The sequence below is a fragment of the Xanthomonas hawaiiensis genome, from assembly GCF_031834635.1.
In the GTDB taxonomy this organism is placed as follows: domain Bacteria; phylum Pseudomonadota; class Gammaproteobacteria; order Xanthomonadales; family Xanthomonadaceae; genus Xanthomonas_A; species Xanthomonas_A sacchari.
This window is the reverse complement of the sequence record NZ_CP115873.1, coordinates 2,266,004-2,286,686: the sequence shown is the minus strand read 5'-3', so window position 1 is coordinate 2,286,686 and position 20,683 is coordinate 2,266,004. Positions and strand designations below refer to the sequence as shown.

At 68.1% G+C, this 20,683-nt stretch carries 16 protein-coding genes; 5 read left to right on the top strand and 11 right to left on the bottom strand.

The genetic code is table 11. The annotated features are described in order from the left end of the window. Positions 1 to 129: 129 nt before the first annotated feature. From galU to cmk, 8 genes are all read right to left on the bottom strand, one after another. The gene (gene galU / locus PG878_RS09925; protein WP_209031379.1) at positions 130 to 1,011 is read right to left on the bottom strand and encodes a UTP--glucose-1-phosphate uridylyltransferase GalU; all 882 of its coding nucleotides are present in this window, start codon (positions 1,009 to 1,011) and stop codon (positions 130 to 132) included. Continuing rightward, on the bottom strand, positions 1,011 to 2,921 hold the full coding sequence (locus PG878_RS09920) for a polysaccharide biosynthesis protein (RefSeq protein WP_209031378.1): 1,911 nt from the start codon (positions 2,919 to 2,921) through the stop codon (positions 1,011 to 1,013). The genes galU and PG878_RS09920 overlap by 1 nt, the downstream gene beginning before the upstream one ends. Then, entirely contained in the window at positions 2,921 to 3,910 is a 990-nt protein-coding gene (locus PG878_RS09915) for an MraY family glycosyltransferase (RefSeq protein ID WP_209031377.1), read from the bottom strand. The genes PG878_RS09920 and PG878_RS09915 overlap by 1 nt, the downstream gene beginning before the upstream one ends. Then, a complete protein-coding gene (gene lapB / locus PG878_RS09910) occupies positions 3,910 to 5,088 on the bottom strand; it encodes a lipopolysaccharide assembly protein LapB (protein WP_209031376.1) in 1,179 nt (392 codons plus the stop codon). The genes PG878_RS09915 and lapB overlap by 1 nt, the downstream gene beginning before the upstream one ends. Positions 5,089 to 5,094: 6 nt before the next feature. Next, positions 5,095 to 5,394: a LapA family protein gene (locus PG878_RS09905; RefSeq protein WP_010342891.1), complete on the bottom strand. Its 300-nt coding sequence runs from the start codon at positions 5,392 to 5,394 to the stop codon at positions 5,095 to 5,097. A 73-nt stretch (positions 5,395 to 5,467) separates the two neighbouring features. Further along, positions 5,468 to 5,773: an integration host factor subunit beta gene (locus PG878_RS09900; RefSeq protein WP_010342890.1), complete on the bottom strand. Its 306-nt coding sequence runs from the start codon at positions 5,771 to 5,773 to the stop codon at positions 5,468 to 5,470. Between the two features lie 80 nt (positions 5,774 to 5,853). After that, positions 5,854 to 7,533, bottom strand: coding sequence for a 30S ribosomal protein S1 (gene rpsA / locus PG878_RS09895; RefSeq protein WP_010342889.1), 1,680 nt, complete (start codon positions 7,531 to 7,533; stop codon positions 5,854 to 5,856). 227 nt (positions 7,534 to 7,760) lie between these two features. Then, positions 7,761 to 8,432, bottom strand: coding sequence for a (d)CMP kinase (gene cmk / locus PG878_RS09890; RefSeq protein WP_017913728.1), 672 nt, complete (start codon positions 8,430 to 8,432; stop codon positions 7,761 to 7,763). 172 nt (positions 8,433 to 8,604) lie between these two features. Between cmk and ykgO the strand changes: the two genes are divergently transcribed. The 5 genes from ykgO to PG878_RS09865 all read left to right on the top strand — a co-directional run bounded on the left by ykgO (position 8,605) and on the right by PG878_RS09865 (position 12,781). Continuing rightward, positions 8,605 to 8,730 (top strand): type B 50S ribosomal protein L36, encoded by a 126-nt coding sequence (gene ykgO, locus PG878_RS09885; RefSeq protein ID WP_010342887.1) that lies wholly within the window; start codon positions 8,605 to 8,607, stop codon positions 8,728 to 8,730. 127 nt (positions 8,731 to 8,857) lie between these two features. Next, complete coding sequence (locus PG878_RS09880) at positions 8,858 to 9,187, top strand: hypothetical protein (RefSeq protein WP_010342886.1); 330 nt, start codon at positions 8,858 to 8,860, stop codon at positions 9,185 to 9,187. Between the two features lie 89 nt (positions 9,188 to 9,276). Then, positions 9,277 to 10,314 (top strand): agmatine deiminase family protein, encoded by a 1,038-nt coding sequence (locus PG878_RS09875; protein ID WP_209031375.1) that lies wholly within the window; start codon positions 9,277 to 9,279, stop codon positions 10,312 to 10,314. Positions 10,315 to 10,457: 143 nt separating this feature from the next. Beyond that, positions 10,458 to 11,342: a carbon-nitrogen hydrolase gene (locus PG878_RS09870; RefSeq protein ID WP_160947823.1), complete on the top strand. Its 885-nt coding sequence runs from the start codon at positions 10,458 to 10,460 to the stop codon at positions 11,340 to 11,342. A gap of 146 nt (positions 11,343 to 11,488) precedes the next feature. After that, positions 11,489 to 12,781, top strand: a complete 1,293-nt coding sequence (locus PG878_RS09865) for a TraB/GumN family protein (protein ID WP_425510509.1) — start codon at positions 11,489 to 11,491, stop codon at positions 12,779 to 12,781. Between the two features lie 95 nt (positions 12,782 to 12,876). Here the strand turns inward: PG878_RS09865 and PG878_RS09860 are convergent, their stop codons facing one another. The 3 genes from PG878_RS09860 to PG878_RS09850 are packed head-to-tail and all read right to left on the bottom strand — an operon-like array spanning position 12,877 to position 20,575. Further along, positions 12,877 to 15,954 carry an efflux RND transporter permease subunit gene (locus PG878_RS09860; RefSeq protein WP_209031373.1) on the bottom strand — a complete coding sequence of 1,026 codons (3,078 nt, stop codon included), beginning with the start codon at positions 15,952 to 15,954 and terminating at the stop codon, positions 12,877 to 12,879. Further along, positions 15,951 to 19,457 carry an efflux RND transporter permease subunit gene (locus tag PG878_RS09855; RefSeq protein ID WP_209031372.1) on the bottom strand — a complete coding sequence of 1,169 codons (3,507 nt, stop codon included), beginning with the start codon at positions 19,455 to 19,457 and terminating at the stop codon, positions 15,951 to 15,953. The genes PG878_RS09860 and PG878_RS09855 overlap by 4 nt, the downstream gene beginning before the upstream one ends. After that, positions 19,457 to 20,575, bottom strand: a complete 1,119-nt coding sequence (locus tag PG878_RS09850) for an efflux RND transporter periplasmic adaptor subunit (protein WP_209031371.1) — start codon at positions 20,573 to 20,575, stop codon at positions 19,457 to 19,459. Before PG878_RS09850 ends, PG878_RS09855 begins: the two co-directional genes overlap by 1 nt. Between the last annotated feature and the right edge of the window lie 108 nt (positions 20,576 to 20,683).

Here is a 20,683-nt window from a genome sequence, read left to right as displayed (position 1 = left end):
AAGCAGCCTCGCGGCTGCTTTTTTGTTTGTCATCCGATTCGACCGATTCGGATCGCATCAACTGCTTGATGCTACTGGATCGGCAACTCGGCCAGCGCACCGCCCCTGCAGCGGCGCGCTGTGCCCGGCTCACTCCTCGGAGAGCATCTGGGTCAGCTTCTCGCGCGCCGGCTTGGCCAGCTTCTTGTTCTCCAGCGCGAAGCGGATGGTCGCCTCGACCAGGCCCAGATGGGTGCCGCAATCGAAACGGGTACCCTCGAAGCGGTAGGCGTCGACTTCCTCGCTCTTCAGCAGCGCGGCGATGGCGTCGGTCAGCTGGATCTCGCCGCCGGCACCGGTGCCGGTGCTTTCCAGCAGTTCGAAGATCTTCGAGCTGAGCACGTAGCGACCGACCACCGCCAGATCGCTCGGCGCGTCTTCGGGCTTGGGCTTCTCGACGATCTGCGCGATGCGGCCCTTGCGACCGTCGAAGGCCTCGGTGGCGACGATGCCGTAGCTGGCGGTGTTCTCGTGCGGCACGTCTTCCACGGCGATCACGCTGGCGCCGCTGCGCTCGTTGAGATCGGCCATCTGCTTCAGCGCGCCGTCGCCGCGGTTCCAGATCAGGTCGTCCGGCAGCAGCACCGCGAACGGCTCGTCGCCGATCACCGACTTGGCGCACAGCACCGCATGGCCCAGGCCCAGCGCTTCGGCCTGGGTCACGAAGATCGCGCGCACGCCCTCTGGCAGCACGTGGCGAATCATTTCCAGCTGTTCGTGCTTGCCGGCACGCTCCAGCTTCTGCTCCAGTTCGTAGGCCTTGTCGAAATAATCCGCGACTGCGTGCTTGTAGCGGTTGGTGACGAAGATCAGGGTGTCGCAACCGGCTTCGATCGCCTCGTCGACGGCGTACTGGATCAGCGGCCGATCGATGATCGGCAACATTTCCTTGGGAACCGTCTTGGTGGCGGGAAGGAAGCGGGTACCCAAACCTGCCACCGGGAATACTGCCTTGCGGATTCTCTTGCTCATCAGAGCCTTCTGGCCTCGCGTGCGGGGAATGGAACGATGGTAGCCGAGCCGTCGTGACCGTCTTGCTGACGCAAGGGCGCGAACTCCGGCATGGTCATGCGCAACACCTTCTCGATGGTGTCGCTGTCGTAATCGGCCACCGCGGTGCGCAACTGCTGCACGCCGCGCAGCACGTCCTCGCGCGAGAAACTGCGCACGCCCGCTTCCAGGATCTTCGGATGCGAGGTGGGCCGATAGTTCTCGTCGGCGTAGAACAGGGTTTCGTGCAGCTTCTCGCCCGGCCGCAGACCGGTGTAGACGATGGCGATGTCGCGCCCGGGCTGCTTGCCCGCCAGGCGGATCATCTGCTCGGCCAGCAGGCGGATAGGCACCGGCTCGCCCATGTCCAGGGTGTAGATGGCACCGTGCGACGCAGACGCCGCGGCCTGCACGATCAGCTGGCTGGCTTCGGGAATGGTCATGAAATAGCGCGTCACCTGCGGATCGGTCACCGTCACCGGGCCGCCCTGGCGGATCTGCTCGCGGAACAGCGGCACCACGCTGCCGGCCGAATCCAGCACGTTGCCGAAGCGCACCGTCACGAAGCGCGTATTTACCGCCTGGTCGTCCAGCGACTGGCACACCATCTCGGCATAGCGCTTGGACGCGCCCAGCAGATTGACCGGATTGACCGCCTTGTCGGTGGAAATGAACACGAAGGTCGAGACCTTGGCGGCGACGCAGGCGCGCGCCACGTTCTCGGTGGCCAGCACGTTGTTGCGCACCGCCTCGCGACACTGCTGCTCCAGCAGCGGCACCTGCTTGTAGGCGGCGGCATGGAACACCGCGTCCGGCTCGGCCACCTGCATGGCGTGGCGGATCACCGCCGGATCGCCGCAATCGCCGAGCACGCAGGAGATCTCCAGATCCGGGAAGGTCCGGCGCAGGTCGGCATGGATGGTGATCAGCGCCAGTTCGCTGATCTCCAGCAACACGATCTTGCGTGCGCCATGGCGCGCGCACTGCCGGCAAAGTTCCGAGCCAATCGAGCCGCCGGCGCCGGTGACCAGCACGGTACGCCCGGACAGCCAGCCCTTGATCAGCTTCCAGTCCGGGGTCACCGGCTTGCGTCCGAGCAGATCCTCGATCGCGACCTCCTTCAGTTCGCCCGGCAGGTAATGGCCGTCGAGCACGTCGAGCAGGCGCGGCACGGTGCGGAACGGCAGGCCGGTGCTCTCGCAGATGGCCACGACGCGCTGCATGCCGGCCGCGTCCAGCGACGGAATCGCGATGACCAGCAACTTGGCCGCGGTTTCCTTGGCGATCGCGCCGGCCTCGTCGATGCGGCCCAGGATCGGCAGGCCCTGCAGCTTGGCGCCGTGCAGATGGCCGGCATCGTCGACGAATCCCACCGGCTGGTAGGCACCGGAGCGACGCAGGTCGCGTACCAATGCCTCGGCCGCACGGCCGGCGCCGACGATCAGCACACGCCGTGCGGTGTCGTCCGAATGCGCGATCTGGTAGTCCTTCCAGGCGCGGTACAGCAGCCGCGGCGCGCCCAGCAGCGCCGACAGCGCGAACGGATACACCATCAGCACCGACAGCGGGATCGCATCGAAGCGGCTGTAGGCCAGCCCGAGCACGATCGCCACCAAGCCATAGAAGCTGGCCTTGAAGATATTGAGCAGATCGGGAACGCTGGCGAAGCGCCACAGGCCGCGGTACAGGCCGACCTTCCAGAACACCAGCCCCTGCGCCACCAGCACGATGGCGGTGTTGAGGTTCCACAAAGGCAGCGGATGCTCGCCGGGGAGCATCGTGTAGCGCGCAGCGTGCAGCAGTTGCCAGCAGACCCAGACGATGGCCAGATCGTGGACGACCACGGAGGCCTTGGGAAACAGCTCGGTGACTCGGTCGCGCGTGGAAAGCATCAGTAATCCGTAAGAGTTCGGCGCATCCGGTTGCGCAAAGCCAGCCAAAGCACACCTGCCGAACAGAACCAGGCGATCGTCAGACCGGCCTGGAAGCCCACATCCAGCGGCCTGCCCAGCCGCGCAATTGTAATCGCGACAATGCTGAACAGACCGTAGGCGAGCGTGACGACAGTATGGCTACTGCCGGTGTGTACCCAACGCTGATAGAAATGTTGCGCATGCGGTTGCCACCAGCGTTCGCCGGCGAGCATGCGCGCGGCGAGCGTGAAGCCCGCGTCGATGGCGAAGGCCGACAGCGGCAATGCCGGCAGCCAGGGCGCCTGCCCGCCGGCGACGATGCACCAGGCGAACAACGCAGCGATCAGGTAGCCGAGCGCGCCGCTGCCGACATCGCCGAGGAAAATGCGCGCTCTGGGGTAGTTGAACGGCAGGAATCCGGCACAGGCCACCAGCAGCACCCAGCACGGCCAACGCAGCGGCGCCGGCAGCAACCATGCGAATCCCACGGCGGCGAGCATCGCCTGGCTACTGGCCAGGCCATTGATGCCATCCATGAAATTCCAGATATTGATCAGCGAAACCGTTGCCAACCACACCAGCGCGACTACCCAGAGCGGTTGGCGTGCACTGTAGACAAGTGCAGCGAGCAGGGTCGCCGCCACCGCGTGCACCAGCAATCGCAGTGCCGCCGACAGCGAACGGTGGTCGTCCCACCAGCCGACGCCGGCGACCAGCACCAGGCCCGCGGCGACGGTGGCGATGCCCGCGCCGTGATGCGGCCATTGCAGTGCCGCCCAGCCACAGGCCAGCAGCACCGCCGCCACGATCGCCACGCCGCCGCCGCGCGGCGTCGCCACGGTGTGGCTGCGCCGCTCGCCGGGCGCATCCATCAACTTGCGTTTGAGCGCGTACTGGCGCGACAGCCAGGTGCCGGCCGCGCTGAACACCCCGAGCGCCAACAGCAGCGCGGCTGCTGCGATGGGCACTACACCACCGCGTAGTTGAGCAAGGGCTTGACCGTGCCCCACTCCTTGCAACTGGGGCATTGCCAGTGGTGGGTGCGCGCGCCGAAGCCGCAGCGGGTGCAGCGGTAGCTGGGATTGCGCACCAGCAACTGGTCGGTGATGTGCTTGAGGTCCTGCAGGGTCGCGGTGGAATCGGCGCCCTCGGCCAGGGTCAGGTCGATCAGCGCGGACTCGCCGCGCACCGATGGCCGGTCCTTGAGCTGCCGGCCCAGATAGGAGCGCGCGGCGGAAATGCCTTCCTGCGACTCCATCAGGCGGGTCAGCGCCAGCACCGGGGCGATGCCGCGGTAGTGCTCTGTCATCTCCGACAGGAACGCGCGCGCGCCGCTGAGATCGCTGCCGCGGCGGTAGCAGTCCATCAGCGCCGGCATGATCTCCGGCAGGTAGTCCGGGTCGTGGCGGGCGGCGCGCTCGAAGGCGCGGATGGCGGCCTCGTCGTTGCCGTCGTCGACGTCGATGCGCCCTTCCAGGATGCCGGCGCGCACCGACTTGGCGTCGGCCTGGTAGGCGCGTGCGATCGCCGCGCGCGCCAGGTCGTTCTTGCCCGAGGCGCGATAGCGATCGGCCAATTCGCATTCGAACTGGGCGATCAGCTTGCCCATCGGCTCGCCGGTCACCTCTTCGTAGCGGGTGGCGTTGTCGATGGCCTTTTCCCAGTCGCGCTCGGCCTGGTAGATGCCGATCAGATGCTTGAGCGCCTGCGGCGCACGCTGGTCGATCTGCGCCAGTTCGGTGAACACGGTCTCGGCGCGATCCAGCAGCCCCGACTTCATGTAGTCCTCGCCCAGCGCCAGCAAGGCCTGCACGCGCTGCGCGTCGCTCAGGTCGCCGCGCTGGACCAGGCCCTGGTGCAGGCGGATGGCGCGGTCGACCTCACCGCGGCGGCGGAACAGGTGGCCCAGCGCGACCTGGGTCTCGAAGGTTTCCTTGTCCAGTTCGGCGATGTGCAGGAACAGCTCGATCGCCTTGTCCGGCTGCTCGTTGAGCAGATAGTTGAGGCCGCGGAAATAGGTGCTGGAGAGCCGGCTGACCTGGGTATCGCCATGACGCTGGCCGCCACGGCGACCGATCACCCAGCCGCTCAGCGCCGCCAGCGGCAGGAACAGGAAGAACCAGAACCACTCGGTCAGAAAGTCCATCGAAGATCAGCGTCCGTCCAAGGGCTGGTGGGCGTGGGGGGAGACCGGCGCGACGGCCGGTGCAGCGGCGTTCGCGGCCTTGTTGGCGCGACGCAGCTTGGCATACAGGGGAATCACCAGGGCCGCCAGCACCAGCGAGGCGCCGATCAGTACGCCGGCGAACAGCGAGACGATGATGGCGATGCCGGAGGTGGTGGCGATGCTGGAGAACACGAAGTTGATCTGGATCGGCTGCGAATTGAGCGACCCGATGACCAGGCCGGCCAACAGCAACACCAGCAGGATCAGCAGTCGTGCAATCTTCATGAGCAACTCCAGCGTCGGGAGACACTAGATTAGCCGAACAGGCGTGGATTCCGGCAAGCGCCGGACGCCGGGCTCAGGGCGTGTCGGATTCGACCGGGACGACGCCGCTCACGCGCTCGCGCAGCTCCTTGCCGGGCTTGAAATGCGGCACATGCTTGCCGGGAAGCGCGACGGACTCGCCGGTCTTGGGATTGCGTCCCAGGCGCGGCGGCCGATAATGCAGGGAAAAGCTGCCGAAGCCGCGGATCTCGATGCGATCGCCGCCGGACAGGGCGCCGCCCATCATTTCCAACAACGACTTCACCGCCAGATCGACGTCGTCCGACTTCAGATGCGCCTGCTTGCGCGCCAGGATTTCGATCAGCTCGGATTTGGTCATTTACGGATGCGTGCAGTGGGGTCGCAACCTGGCACGGCCCGGGAACACCGGGCCGTGCCAGTAACGCTGCGTGTGGCGGATTACTCGGACTTGTTGCCGTTCAGCTGCGCACGCAGCAGCGCGCCCAGCTGGGTGGTGCCGCCCGACGCGGACTGGTATTCCTCCAGCACTTCGCGCATTTCGGCATCGTCCTTGGCCTTGATCGACAGCTGCAGGGTGCGGCCCTTGCGGTCCATGCCCACGAACTTGGCTTCGATCTTGTCGCCGACCTTCAGGTGCTGGCTGGCGTCGTCGACGCGCTCGTTGGCGATGTCGCGCGCGGCGACGTAGCCTTCGATGCCGTCGGCCAGGTCGATGGTGGCGCCCTTGGCGTCCACTTCACGCACCACGCCCTCGACCTTCGAGCCCTTCGGGTTGGCGGCCATGTACTGGCCGAACGGATCCTGCTCCAGCTGCTTGACGCCCAGGCTGATGCGCTCGCGCTCCGGGTCCACCGCCAGCACCACGGCTTCCAGCGTGTCGCCCTTCTTGAAGTTGCGCACGATGTCTTCGCCGGTGGTGTTCCAGCTGATGTCGGACAGGTGCACCAGGCCGTCGATACCGCCGTCCAGGCCGATGAAGATGCCGAAGTCGGTGATCGACTTGATCTGGCCGGACACCTTGTCGTTCTTCTTGTGGGTGGCGGCGAAGGTCTCCCACGGATTGGCGGCGACCTGCTTCATGCCCAGCGAGATGCGGCGACGCTCTTCGTCCACGTCCAGCACCATCACTTCGACTTCGTCGCCGACCTGCACGACCTTGGACGGGTTGACGTTCTTGTTGGTCCAGTCCATCTCGGACACGTGCACCAGGCCTTCCACGCCCGGCTCGATCTCGACGAACGCGCCGTAATCGGTGACGTTGGAGACCTTGCCGAACACGCGGCTGTTGGCCGGGTAACGGCGGGCGATGTTGTCCCACGGATCCTCGCCCAGCTGCTTCAGGCCGAGGCTGACGCGGTTACGCTCGCGATCGAACTTCAGCACGCGCACGTCCAGCTCGTCGCCGACGTTGACCACTTCGGACGGATGGCGCACGCGCTTCCAGGCCATGTCGGTGATGTGCAGCAGGCCGTCGATGCCGCCCAGGTCCACGAACGCGCCGTAGTCGGTCAGGTTCTTGACCACGCCCTTCAGGATCGCGCCTTCCTGCAGCTTGTCCATCAGCTGCTCGCGCTCTTCCGAGTGCTCGCTCTCGACCACGGCACGACGCGAGACCACCACGTTGTTGCGCTTGCGGTCCAGCTTGATCAGCTTGAACTCCAGTTCCTTGCCTTCCAGGTAGGCCGGGTCGCGCACCGGGCGCACATCCACCAGCGAACCGGGCAGGAACGCGCGGACATCCTTGATGTCCACGGTGAAACCACCCTTGACCTTGCCGCTGATGCGGCCGGTGATGGTCTCGTTCTTCTCCAACGCTTCTTCCAGCTCGTCCCACACCATGGCGCGCTTGGCCTTCTCGCGCGACAGCACGGTCTCGCCGAAGCCGTTCTCGAGCGAGTCGAGCGCGACCTTGACCAGGTCGCCTTCGGCGACGTCGATTTCGCCAGCGTCGTTACGGAACTGCTCGATCGGCACGATGCCTTCGGACTTCAGGCCGGCGTTGATCACCACCACGTCGCCGCGGACTTCCACGACGGTACCGGTGACGATGGCGCCGGGCTTCAGCTTGGCCAGATTGGCCTGGCTGGCTTCGAACAGTTCGGCAAAAGATTCGGTCATTTGAAATTACTCTAGTGGACACACGGACAGGGCGTTTTCTTCTGGAAAACAGCGACTGCCCACCTGTTAGTCGGCCCGAACAGCGGCCGGGTGTGGAATGGAAAAACCGCAGCGCGGGATTGCGCAGCGGAGCCTTTGACGCTATCGATGGAACATGGATGTTGCGGGTGTTGCGAGGAACCGGCGGCATGCATGCCGCCATTCTGCTGCCCTGCCCTGCGTGCCACTCAGACCGGCAGCAACTGCAGGACGCGGCCCACCACCTGGTCGATGTCCATGCCGGTGGTATCGAGGAGGACGGCATCGTCTGCCGGCCTCAGCGGGGCCACCGCGCGTTGGGCATCGCGTGCGTCGCGGGCCATGATCTCGCGCAGCAGGTCGTCAAATATAACCGAAACCCCTTTTTCCTTCAACTGCTTATGCCGGCGCTGGGCACGCTCCTCGGCGCTGGCGGTCAGGAACACCTTGTAGGGGGCGTCGGGGAAAATCACCGTACCCATGTCGCGGCCGTCGGCGACCAGCCCGGGCGGGGTGCGGAAGGCCCGCTGGCGCTGCTTCAGCGCCGCGCGCACCTCGGGAATGGCGGCGATCGCCGAGGCCACCGCGCCGGTGGTCTCCAGGCGCAGTTCGTCGGTGGCGTCGGCGCCGTTGATCCGGACCCGCAGGCCGCCGCCGGCGACCTCGTCGAAGTCCACCCGGGTGTCGAAGGTGCAGCGCACCAGGGCGGCGGCGTCGGAAATGTCCAGATTGGCCCAGCTGGCCGCGACCCCGACCGCCCGGTACAGCGCCCCCGAATCCAGGTAATGCCAGCCCAGGCGGGCGGCGACGATGCGGCTGACGGTACCTTTGCCGGCCCCGGATGGGCCATCAATGGTCAGGACGGGAGCGGGCTCGTTCATGCGGTTCCTCGGACGGGGGGCGGCGCATTGTAGCGCCGACGCCGGCCCGGCTGGCGCAAGCAGTTGAAACCATGAAGAAAACCAGGCTACAATCGCCGGCTTACTGATCCCGCGCCATGGTTTCGGCCATGCCGCCCTCCTTCGAATCCACAAGTTTACGCCGAGGTGTGCCATGAAAGTCCTGTCCTCCCTGAAGTCGGCGAAGGCCCGTCACCGCGACTGCAAGGTGGTCCGCCGCCGCGGTAAGGTCTTCGTGATCTGCAAGTCCAACCCCCGTTTCAAGGCGCGTCAGCGCTGATCCGACCCGGCCTGCCCTGCCGCGCTGCGCGCAGCGGTGGCCGGTCGTCGACGAAAGCCGCCTTCGGGCGGTTTTTTGTTGCCGAAGTTTGCTGTAATCGGCGTTCGTCCTCTGGGGAGTACACGTGATGAAGCATCGTCTGTCCGTCCTGCCGCTGCTGGCCGTGTTGGGCCTGGCCGGCGGCGCCCACGCCGAGACCCTGCTGGTCGACCGGGTCAAGGAAGAGCCCGCGGCGGCGCTCCCGACCCGCGGCCTGAGCATGGCCCAGGTGCAGGCGCGCTACGGCGCCCCGCAGCAGAAGCTGGAGCCGCGCGGCGGCCAGAAGCGGCAATGGCCGACCATCAACCGCTGGGTCTATCCGGCCTTCACCGTGTACTTCGAGAAGCAGAAGGTGGTGGACGTGGTCGCCAACAAGGCCGACCCCAACGAGATCGGTCCGAAGCCGGCGATCCGCTAGCGCGTGTCCCGGGCAAACACCCGCACATTCCTGTGCGGGGCGTACATAACCGCCGGGTTTCCCCCGGCAGCACGTGAGTAGTGGTCGCAATGTCTGATCGTCTTCGCCTTCCCGCCGAATGGGAGCCCCAGTCCGCCATCCTGATCGCCTGGCCGCACGCCGGCACCGACTGGGCCGAGCGCCTGGCCGAGGTCGAGGAGACCTACATCGCCCTGGTCGCGGCGATCGTGCGTTTCCAGCGGGTGCTGATCTGCGTGGCCGATGCCGACCTGCAGATCTATGCCGAGGCGCGGCTGCGCTCGGCGCGGGTGGACATGCAGCGGGTGCGTTTCGTCGAGGCCGAATACGACGACACCTGGCTGCGCGATTCCGGCCCGATCACCCTGGCGCGCGACGGTGGCGGCTTCCAGTTGCTGGATTTCCGCTTCACCGGCTGGGGCGGCAAGTTCCAGGCCAGCCGCGACGACCAGTTGGTGAGCGTGCTGGCCGAGCAGGGCCTGTTCGCCGACAGCGACGTGCGCCGCATCGATTTCGCCCTGGAAGGCGGCGCCATCGACTGCGACGGCGCCGGCACCCTGCTGACCACCTGGCAGTGCCTGCACGAGCGCCACCCGCAGCGCAGCCGCGAGTCGCTCAGCCACGACCTGGCCGACTGGCTGGCGCAGCAGCGCGTGCTGTGGCTGGATCATGGCTACCTGGAAGGCGACGACACCGACGCGCACATCGACACCCTCGCCCGCTTCGCCGGAACCGACGCGATCGTCTACCAGGCCTGCGACGACGCCAGCGACTCGCACTACGCCGAGCTGCAGGCGATGGGCGCCGAACTGGCCGCGTTGCGTACTGCCGAGGGCGCGCCCTATCGGCTGTTCCCGCTACCGTGGGCGCAGCCGGTGATCGATGACGGGCGGCGCCTGGCCGCCTCCTACGCCAACTTCCTGATCGTCAACGGCGCGGTGCTGATGCCGGCCTATGGCGACGCGGCCGACGCGCAGGCGCAGGCGGTGATGGCGCAGGCCTTCCCGCAGCACGAGATCGTGCCGATTCCCTGCCGCGCGCTGATCTGGCAGAACGGCAGCCTGCACTGCATCACCATGCAGCTGCCGGCCGGCCTGCTCGCGGACTGAGCCGCCGCCGCTGCGCCGCACGCCGGCGCAGCGCCGACCACGCCCGTGCCGCCGCCACGCGCGGCGCGGGATTCATCTCCCTGGAACCTGCCGCGCGGCCATCCGCGCTACCATGCCGGTTTACCGCGAACCTTGATTCCGCAATGAGCCGAAACACTCTTTCCGTCGCGCTGATCCAGGAGCGCAACCACGGCGACGCCGCGGCGAACCTGGCAGCGATCGAATCGCGTGTGGCCGAGGCCGCCGCGCAGGGCGCGCAGTTGGTGCTGCTGCAGGAACTGCACAACGGCGCGTACTTCTGCCAGCACGAGTCGGTGGACGAATTCGACCTGGCCGAGCCGATTCCCGGCCCCAGCACCGAGCGCCTGGGTGCGCTGGCCAAGCGCCATGGCGTGGTCCTGGTCGGCTCGCTGTTCGAGCGCCGCGCCGCCGGCCTGTACCACAACACCGCGGTGGTGTTCGAAAAGGACGGCAGCCTGCTCGGCAAGTACCGCAAGATGCACATTCCCGACGATCCGGGCTTCTACGAGAAGTTCTACTTCACCCCGGGCGATCTGGGCTTCACCCCGATCCAGACCTCGGTCGGTCGCCTCGGCGTGCTGGTGTGCTGGGACCAGTGGTATCCGGAAGCGGCGCGGCTGATGGCGCTGGCCGGCGCCGAACTGCTGCTGTATCCGACCGCGATCGGCTGGGATCCCAACGACGAACAGGCCGAGCAGGAGCGCCAGCGCGATGCCTGGATCCTCAGCCATCGTGGCCATGCCGTGGCCAACGGCGTGCCGGTGCTGAGCTGCAACCGTGTGGGCCACGAGCCGTCGCCGCTGGGCGCGTCGGGCATCCAGTTCTGGGGCAACAGCCATGTGCTCGGTCCGCAGGGCGAGTTCATTGCCGAAGCCGGCGGCGAGCCGACCGTGCTGGTCTGCGACGTCGACCTGCAACGCAGCGAGCACGTGCGGCGGATCTGGCCGTTCCTGCGCGACCGCCGCATCGATGCCTACGGCGACCTGCTGAAGCGCTACATCGACTGACCCGCAGCGCCGTGCCGGGTCTGTGCGTGTGCGGCGCCGCTGGCTGCGGCGCAGCGCGACCCGGCCGCAGGCGCCCACGCCCGTCGCGGCCGATGCCCTCACACCCCCATGCCCGCTGAGCCCCGGCGCCGACGAGGCGCCCTCCGATGAGTGATGGAATGAACGAACTTTCCCAGGCCGACGGCGACGATGCGCTGTTCGACGGCCAGCCGTACCGCATCGTCGAACGCGATGGCATCCGCTACACCCTGCTCGGCACCGCGCACGTGTCCCTGGCCAGCGTCGCCGCCGTGGAACGGGCGATCGGCAGCGGCCGTTTCGACGCGGTGGCGGTGGAACTGGATCCGCAACGCCTGCAGGCGCTGACCGATCCCGACGCATTGACCAAGCTGGACCTGGTGCAGGTGATCCGCAAGGGCCGCGTGGCCCTGTTCGCCGCCAACCTGGCGCTGGCGGCTTACCAGCGGCGCCTGGCCGAACAACTGGGCATCGAACCCGGTGCCGAACTCAAGCGCGCGGTGCTGCTGGCGCGCGAACGGCAGTTGCCGGTGTACCTGGTCGATCGCGAAGTCGGCCTGACCTTCAAGCGCGCCTCCAGCCGGCTCGGCTTCTTCGGCAAGCTGAAGCTGGCCAGCGGCCTGCTCGGTGGCCTGTTCGCCTCCGACGAGGTCGGCGAAGCGGAGATCGAGAAGCTCAAGCAGGGCGACATGCTCGAAGCCAGCTTCGGCGACTTCGCCAGCGAGAGCCCGGCGCTGTACGAAACCATCATCGCCGAGCGCGACCGCTACATGGCCACGCGCCTGCGCGAAGAACAGGCGCAGCAGCGCGCGCTGCCGCTGACCGGCAATGCCGAACCGCTGGAGGGCGCGCAGCCGACCGGCGTGCGCGAAGTGTTGGCGGTGGTCGGTGCCGGCCACCTGGCCGGCCTGGCGCGGCATCTGCAAGGCGACCAGGACGACCCGGCGACGCTGCGCAAGGCGCTGGAAGACGTGCCGACCAAGAAGAAGGTGCCGTGGATCACCCTGACCCTGACCGCGCTGGTGCTGGGCGGCGTGGCCTGGGGCTACTGGCACGGCGGCTTCGCGCTGGGCACCGACCTGCTGCTGCAGTGGGTGCTGTTCACCGGCGGCCTGGCCGGGCTGGGCTGCATCCTGGCCGGCGGCCATCCGCTGAGCGTGATAGCCGGCGCCATCGCCGCGCCGCTGAAGCCGTTCCGCCCTGGCGTGCCGGCCGGTGCGTTCAGCGCGCTGGTCGAGGTGCACATGCGCAAGCCGGCTTATGGCGATTTCCTGGCGCTGCGCGACGACGCGCAGAACCTGCGCGGCTGGTACCGCAACCGCGTCTCGCGGGTGGTGCTGACCTTCCTGCTGACCAACCTGGGCAGCATGCTCGGCGTGTGGCTGGCCGGCTTCCGCATCTTCGGCAAGCTGGCGGGTTAAACCAGCCGAAGGCATTGACCTCGTAGGAGCGGCTTTAGCCGCGACGGGCCTTCCCTGGGACGCCTGTCGCGGCTAAAGCCGTTCCTACGAAAAGCTCATGCGGCTTGCGGTGCGGCGACACCACGCGCGCGCCGCACCAAGCCCGCCACACCATTGCTCAGATCGTCCAGGATCGCGTAGATGGTCGGCAGGAACAGCAGGCTGACCACGGTCGAGAACGCCAGGCCGCCGGCGATGGCGCGCGCCATCGGGTAGTAGGCCGGGCCGTCGCCGAACATCTGCGTGGTGGTCAGCGAGATCGGCACCATCGCCAGGATCGCCGTGCCCATGGTCATCATGATCGGCCGCAGACGCTCGCGCGAACCTTCGATCAGCGCCTCGGTGCGGCCCAGGCCGCGCCGGCGCAGGTTGTTGATGTGCTCGATCATCACGATGCCGTTGTTCACCACCACGCCCATCAGCACCAGGATGCCGATGAAGGCCATGATCCCGAAGCTGGTGCCGGTGATCCAGAACAGCCAGAACACGCCGAACACCGAGAACAGCACGCCGCTCATGATCGCCACGGGAAACAGCAGCGACTCGAACATCGCGGCCATCACCACGTAGATCATCACCAGCGCGATCAGCAGGTTGAACAGCATCTGCTTGCTCGCCTGGTCGTCGTCCTGGCCATCCGCGCCGTCGAAGCTGTAACGGTAGCCGACCGGGAAGTCGACCGCCTTGAGGGTGTCCTCGATCGCCTGCTTGGCTTCCGGCGCGGTGACCTTGGCACCGAGGTTGGCGGTGATGGTCAGCGTGGTCTGCCGATTGGTGCGGGCGATCTGGGTCGCGGCTGCGCGCGGCCGCGTCTCGACCAGGCTCAGCAGCGGCACGCTGCGCCCGTCCTGGGTGCGCACGTTGAAGCTGTCCAGGTCTTCCGGCGAGGTCTGCTCGGCACCGGCGAAACGCACCCACACCGGCACCTCGTTGTCGCCATGACGGAACTCGCGCAGCGACGCGCCGCGCAGCGCCAGGCCGACGAAGCTGGCGACCTGCTCGGCGCTGAAGCCGAACGCGGCGGCGCGCTCGCGGTCCACCCGCACCGCCAGCTCAGTGCTGCGGTCGCCGCTGTCCACGCGCACGTCGCGCAGTTCCTTGCGCCGTGCCAGCAGCGGCACCACATCGTCGGCGAGCGCGCGCAGCGCCTCGGTGGAATCGCCGACCAGTTGTACCTGCACGGTCTGCCCGCCACCGTTGCCGCCATCGCCGCCGTTGCTGTTGCCGACGTGGAAATCCACCCGTGCCGAGCGCGGCAGCTCCTTGCGGATGCGTTCCATCAGCGCCGGCAGGTCGCGGACCTGCTTCAGGTCCACGGTCAGCGTGGTGCTGCTGCCCTCCTCCTCGCTGAACCAGGAATACACCTGGGTCACGTGGTACTGCGCGCGCCGCGCATCGATGAAGCGCTCGAGCCGGGTCACCTCCTCGGCCATCTGCTCGCGCGTGTAGGCGCCCTTCCACTGGTAGCCGATGAAGACCTGCTCGCCGCCGTCGCCGCCGAACATGTCCTTCTTGGTCTGCAGCATCGGGATCACGCTCAGCGCGCTGATCAGCACGATCGCGCACACGCTCCAGCCGCGGTGCGCCAGCGACCAGGCCAGCACCCGCGCGTAGCGGCGCTGCAGGCGCGGGATCAGCCCATGCGGGGAATGCAGCAGGGCCGGGGTGCGCATGCGCGCCGACAGCATCGGGATCAGGCTCACCGCCACCAACCACGATGCCAGCAGCGACACCGAGATGGTGATGGCGATCTGCGACATGAAGATGCTGATGTTGTTGGTCTCGCCGAACAGGTTCGGCAGGAACACGATGCAATGGCACAGGGTGCCGGCCGACAGCGCGATGGCGACGTTGCGGGTACCGACGATGGAGGCGCGCTGCGGCTGGTCGGGCATGCGCTCGCGCTCCTGGTAGATGCTTTCCACCACCACCACGGCGTTGTCCACCAGCATGCCCACCGCCAGCAGCAGGCCCATCATGGTCAGGATGTTGAGGGTGACCCCGGCGAAGTACATGAAACCCAGGGTGATCGCGAAGCAGATCGGGATCGCCAGGGTCACCATCAGGGTCGACGGCCAGTGCCGCAGGAAGAAGAACAGCACCGTCACCGACAACAGCAGGCCCACCGCGCCGGCTTCGGCCAGCTCCGCCAGCGACGAGGTCACCGCCTTGCCCTGGTTGTCGATCACCTTGATCTGCACGTCGCTCAGCGCCGGCTGCTTGCGGATCTGCTCGACCTCGGCCAGTACCGCGCGCGAGACTTCGACCAGATTCGCGCTGCGCTCCTTGAACACGTCCAGGCCCACCGCCGGGCGCCCGTCCAGGCGCCGGCCGTAGCTCATCCGGGTCGGCTTCAGCCGTACCTCGGCGATGTCGCCCAGGCGCAGGCCCTTGCTGTCGATGACCAGATCGCGCAGCTCCTGCAGGTCGCGCAGTTCGCCGATCGGCTGCACCCGCAGACGCTGGCCGTTGTCGTCGATCTGCCCGGCCGACAGCGAGAAGTTGAGCTTGCCCAGGCGCTCGCTGAGCTGGTTGAGGCTGAGGTTGTGCGCGCTGAGCCGGTCCGGGGCGATGGCGATCTCGACCTCGTTCGGCGGCGCGCCGGACACCGAAACCTTGGCCACGCCGGGAATGCGTTCCAGGCGGCGCTTGAACTCGCGATCGAGCATGTCGTAGGCGCCGGTCAGGTCGGCCGCGCCGGCCAGGCGCACCTTCAGCACCGGCTGATCGCTGCTGGACCACTTGAACACGTTGTAGCGCCGCAGGTCCGCCGGCAGATCGGCGCGGATCGCGTCGATGCGCTCGCGCGCGTCGGAGGCGGCGATGGCGATGTCGCGGTCCCAGTCGGAGAACTCGATGAAGATGTTGGCGCCGTCGGCGGTGGCGGTCGAGCGCATGCGCTTGATCCCGGTCATCGTCGCCAGCGCTTCCTCGGTCGGCCGCACCAGGTTGCGCTCGACCTCGTCCGGGGTCGAGCCGGTGTACGGCAGCTGCACGAACAGGAACGGCGCGGAGATGTCCGGCAAGGCCTCCAGCGGCAGGCGGAAGGCGGCGATCAGCCCGACCACCACCAACGACACGAAGCACATGATGGTGGTGACCGGACGGCGAATGCTGAACTCGGCGACGCTCATGCCGGTGCGCCCTCACCGTCCTGCAGGCGCTGCTCGCCGTGCTCGCGCTGCCGCGCGCGGCGCCCGCGCTCGGCGTAGTACGCGTCGGCGCGGCGATCCAGGCGGTCGTAGACCACCGGGATCACCAGCAGGGTCAACAGCGTGGACACCAGCAGCCCGCCGATCACGGTGATCGCCATCGGCGCGCGCACCTCGGCGCCCTCGCCACTGGCGATCGCCAGCGGCAGGAAGCCGAACAGCGTGCACAGCGTGGTCATCACGATCGGCCGCAGCCGCGAGCGCGCCCCTTCGATCAGCGCCGCGCGCTTGGCCACGCCGTCCTCGCGCAACTGGTTGACCTTGTCGATCAGGATGATCGCGTTCTTGGTCACCAGGCCCACCAGCAGGATCAGGCCGATGAACACCACCACCGACACCGGCTTGCCGGTCAGCAGCAGCGCCAGCACCGCACCGACCAGCGCCAGCGGGATGGTGAACAGGATGACGAACGGGTGCAGCAGCGACTCGAACTGCGAGGCCATCACCAGGTACACCAGGAACACCGCCAGGCCGAACGCGAACAGCAGCGAGCGCGCCGACTGCGCCAGTTCCTCGCCCTGCCCGCCGATGTGCATGCCGACGCCGGCGCCGAGCGGATCGCGCGCCACCATCTCGCCCACCTCGCGCACCGCCGTGCCCAGGTCGATGTCGCGCAGGTTGGCCGAGACGATCGCCACGCGGATCTGGTCGGCGCGGTGGATCTCGCTGGGGCCGGTGGTGGCGACCACGTCGGCGACCGCGTCCAGGGTCACCGGCCGGCTGCTGCCCGGATTGACGATCAGTCGGCGAATGCTGTCGACGCTGGCGCGATCGCTCTGCTGCGCGCGCACCAGCACGTCGATCTTGCGGTCGCGGAAGCTGTAGCGGGTGGCGACGTCGCCGCGCACCTTCTTCACCACCACGTCGGCGATCTGCCGCGTGGTCAGCCCCAGCGCGCCGGCACGTTCCTGGTCGAAACGGATCTGGATCTCCGGGAAGCCCTCCTCCACCGTGGATTTGACGTCGGCGAAGTGGCCGTTGCCGCGCAGCAGCGCCGCCAGCTTCTGCCCGGCGTGTTGGATGGTCTGCAGGTCCTGGCCGCGCAGTTCGATCTCCAGCGGCGTGGAGAAACTGAACAACTCCGGCCGACTGAAACCGACCTGCACGCCCGGGTGGTTGCGCATCGTCGCGCGCATGCGCTCGCTCTGCTGCGCCTCGAACTGCGCGCTGCCGCCGCCGGCCATGGTGATGGTCAGCTTGCCGATGTTCTCGCCGCTCTCGGTGGGGTTGGCGTCGAGCCGGGTGCCGCTGCCGCTGACCCCGTACAGCGCCTGCACCCCCGCGTCCTTGCCGTGCACCTCCTGCAGTTCGCGCACCAGCGCGTCGGTCTGCCGCAGCGGCGTGCCGGCCGGCAGCTTCACGGTCATCTCGAAGCGGTCCTGCGCCAGCTGCGGGATCAGGTCGGCGCCCAGCAGCGGCGCCACCGCCAGGGTCGCGGCGAAGGCCAGCGCCGCCAGTCCCAGCACCCAGCCCGGACGCGCCAGCGCGCCGGGCAGCAGCCGCAGGTAGCCACGCTCGGCCAGCGCGTACGGCGCCATCGCCAGGTCGCTGGCCTTGCGCATCACCGGCGCGATCACCGCCACCGCACCGCGCCACAGCCGCACGACCAACCAGGCCGCGCCGAAGAACGCCCCGCGCACCGCCGCAGCGGCGCCGCGCCGGCTCCAGGCCAGCGGCTTCAGCCAGCCGTGCCGCGGCTGCCAGCGTGACGGCGCCGGTTCCACCGGGAACGCCAGCGGCGCACGGCCCTTCAGCGAGCTGAGCATCGGGATCAGGGTCATCGACACCACCAGCGAGATCGCGATGGCGATCGCCACGGTCAGCGCCTGGTCGCGGAACAGTTGCCCGGCCACGCCCTCCACGAACACCAGCGGCAGGAACACCGCGATCGTGGTCAGGGTCGAGGCGACCACCGCCATGCCCACCTCGCGGGTACCGACGATCGCCGCGTCGAGCACGCTCAGGCCGCGCTCGCGCGCCTTGGCGATGCTTTCCAGCACCACGATCGAGTCGTCCACCACCAGGCCGGTGGCCAACGCCAGCCCGCCCAGCGACATCACGTTGAGGCTCAGCCCGAGCCGGTCCATGAAGAAGAACGTGGTCACGATCGACACCGGCAGCGACAGCCCGATCACGAACGTGCTCCAGCCGTCGCGCAGGAATAGGAAGATGATCAGGATCGCCAGCAGGCCGCCGATCACCGCATCCTTCTTGACGTCGCCGATGGCGTGTTCGATGAAGCGCGACTGGTCTTCCAGCGTGGTCAGTTCGGCGTCGGCGGGAATCTGCGCCTGCAGCTGTTCCAGTCGCTTGCGCAGCGCCGCCGCGGTGGCCACGGTGTTGGCGTCGCCTTCCTTGTAGATGGCCAGCTCCACCGCCTCCTTGCCGCCGAGGCGGATGATCGCCTCGCGCTCCTTGTAGCCCTGCCGCACCTGCGCCACATCCTTGAGCCGGATCGGCATGCCGCCGGCGACGGTGGTGGTCGTGCTGGAGGTTGCGCTCTGCGCTGCCGAGGCCGCCGCGATCGCGGCTTCCGAGCCGGTGGAGGCGGCGATCGCATACATCTGCTGCAAGGCTGCGTCGGCCGCGTTGCCGCCGGCGCCCTGGGTGGTCAGCAACAGGTTGCGGATCTCGTCCAGGTCGGCGAACTGGTTGACCGTGCGCACCAGGTAGCGCTGCGAGCCCTGCTCCAGGCGTCCGCCGGAGAGATTGACGTTCTCGTCCTTGAGCCGCGCGATGACCGTGTCGATCGGCATGTTGAGCTGCGCCAGCCGCTGCTGGTCGATATCCACCTGGATCTCGTCCTCCAGCCCGCCGCCGACCTTGACCGCGGCCACGCCCGCCACCGGTTCCAGCTTCTTCTTCAGGTCCTCGTCGGCGTAGCGGCGCAACTGGGTCAGCGCGCGCACCGCCTCGGCGTCGCTGTGCGCGGCAGTCTTGCTCGACAGCACCAGGCGCATGATCGGCTGGGTGGAGGGATTGAAGCGCAGCAGCACCGGCGCCTTGGCCTCCAGCGGCAGCGACAGCGCCTCCATCTTGTCGCGCACCTCCAGGCTGGCCTGGTCCATGTTGGTGCCCCAGGCGAACTCCAGCACCACGTCGCTCTGTCCGGTGCGCGACACCGACTTGAGCTTGCGCAGGTTCTTGACCACGCCGACCGCTTCCTCCACCGGCTCGGTCACCAGCGTCTCGATCTCCGACGGCGCGGCGCCGGCGTACTCGGTACGCACGGTGAGCGTCGGATAGCTCAGGTCCGGCAACAGGTTGACCTTGAGCCCGTGCAGCGCGATCGCGCCGAACAGCAGCATCGTCAGCGTGATCATCGCGATGGTCACGCGGCGGCGGGTGGCGAATTCGACCAGGCCGCTGCCGTGCGCAGCGGCAGTCGGAGGAGGTTCGTGCGCGTCGGGACCGGCGCCGTGCATCAGCGCGCTCCGGCGGTGGCGGTCGGAGCGGCCGCGGCAACCTCGCGCTGCGGCGCGATCACCTGCACGCGGCTACCGTCGCGCAACGCCACCTTGCCGGCGGTGACCACCTGATCGCCGGCCTGCAGGCCCTGGCGGATCTCCACCCACGGCCCTTCGGCATAGCCCAGCGTCACCGGCACCCGCGCGACCTTGCCGGCGACCACGCGGAACACCGCCGGCTCGCCATCGTCGAGCAGCGCCAGTCGCGGCACCACCAGCGCATCGGTGCGCTGGTCGTAGTCGATGCGGATGCGGCCGAACATGCCCGGCTGCAGCGCTTCGGCACCCTCGTCGAAGGCGCAGACCACGCGGAAGGTGCCGCTGCCGGCATCCACCACCGGCGCGATGCGGTCGACCCGGCCGCGGAACTGCTTGCCCGGCAGCGCGTCGGCCAGCAGGGTCACCGGCTGCCCGGTCTTGAGCGTGGCCAGTTCGCGCTCGGGCACGTTGAGCGTGGCCTCCAGCCGCGAATCGTCGACGATGCGGAAGATCGGCGTGTTGATCTGCACGAAGTTGCCGGTCTTGATCGAGCGCGAGGCGATCACCCCGGAAATCGGCGCCACCACCGTGGCGTAGGACAGTTCCAGCGACGCCAACTGGTGTTGTGCGCGCACGTTGGCCAGGTCGTACTTGATCTGGTCGACGTCGGCGGCACTGACCAGTTGCTGGCCCACCAACTGCTGCGAGCGGCGGTAGTTGTTCTCCAGCTTGCGCAGTTGCGCCTCGCTCTGCGCCAACGCCAGGCGCGCGCGGTCCGGGTCCAGCCGCACCAGCGGTTGCCCGGCGCGCACCTGCTGGCCTTCTTCGGCCAATACCGCCAGGGCCACGCCGGAGGTCTTGGCGACCACCTGCGACTCCGCGCGCGCCTCCAGCGCCGCGGTGCCGCTGTAGCTGGCCGCCACCGCGCGGCGGCTGGCCGCGGCCACTTCCACCGGCACCGCCTCCGGCGCCTTCTCGCTGTCGGCCGCCTTGGCCTTGGCCTCCGCGGCCGGCTTGCAGGCGCCGAGCAGCAGCGTGGTGGTGACCAGCAGCGCGGCGGCGCAAGTGGCAGTGCGGCGCGTGAGCGGTCGCGTCATCGTCGTGTCCTTGGTGGATGGCGTGAATGGTGTTGTAGATAAGTAGATCACCAAACAACGTCGTGCCGTATGCCCCAAAGGTCACGGGTCGCCCACCGCCGCCAGTTT

Excerpts from the sequence above, each read along its gene's own strand:
- PG878_RS09875 (WP_209031375.1), top strand. The coding sequence starts at position 9,277 with ATGTCTGATCGTCTTCGCCTTCCCGCCGAATGGGAGCCCCAGTCCGCC.
- PG878_RS09850 (WP_209031371.1), bottom strand. The coding sequence starts at position 20,575 with ATGACGCGACCGCTCACGCGCCGCACTGCCACTTGCGCCGCCGCGCTG.
- PG878_RS09880 (WP_010342886.1), top strand. The coding sequence starts at position 8,858 with ATGAAGCATCGTCTGTCCGTCCTGCCGCTGCTGGCCGTGTTGGGCCTG.
- lapB (WP_209031376.1), bottom strand. The coding sequence starts at position 5,088 with ATGGACTTTCTGACCGAGTGGTTCTGGTTCTTCCTGTTCCTGCCGCTG.
- cmk (WP_017913728.1), bottom strand. The coding sequence starts at position 8,432 with ATGAACGAGCCCGCTCCCGTCCTGACCATTGATGGCCCATCCGGGGCC.
- galU (WP_209031379.1), bottom strand. The coding sequence starts at position 1,011 with ATGAGCAAGAGAATCCGCAAGGCAGTATTCCCGGTGGCAGGTTTGGGT.
- PG878_RS09855 (WP_209031372.1), bottom strand. The coding sequence starts at position 19,457 with ATGCACGGCGCCGGTCCCGACGCGCACGAACCTCCTCCGACTGCCGCT.
- PG878_RS09920 (WP_209031378.1), bottom strand. The coding sequence starts at position 2,921 with ATGCTTTCCACGCGCGACCGAGTCACCGAGCTGTTTCCCAAGGCCTCC.
- rpsA (WP_010342889.1), bottom strand. The coding sequence starts at position 7,533 with ATGACCGAATCTTTTGCCGAACTGTTCGAAGCCAGCCAGGCCAATCTG.
- PG878_RS09860 (WP_209031373.1), bottom strand. The coding sequence starts at position 15,954 with ATGAGCGTCGCCGAGTTCAGCATTCGCCGTCCGGTCACCACCATCATG.
- PG878_RS09900 (WP_010342890.1), bottom strand. The coding sequence starts at position 5,773 with ATGACCAAATCCGAGCTGATCGAAATCCTGGCGCGCAAGCAGGCGCAT.
- PG878_RS09905 (WP_010342891.1), bottom strand. The coding sequence starts at position 5,394 with ATGAAGATTGCACGACTGCTGATCCTGCTGGTGTTGCTGTTGGCCGGC.
- PG878_RS09865 (WP_425510509.1), top strand. The coding sequence starts at position 11,489 with ATGAGTGATGGAATGAACGAACTTTCCCAGGCCGACGGCGACGATGCG.
- ykgO (WP_010342887.1), top strand. The coding sequence starts at position 8,605 with ATGAAAGTCCTGTCCTCCCTGAAGTCGGCGAAGGCCCGTCACCGCGAC.
- PG878_RS09870 (WP_160947823.1), top strand. The coding sequence starts at position 10,458 with ATGAGCCGAAACACTCTTTCCGTCGCGCTGATCCAGGAGCGCAACCAC.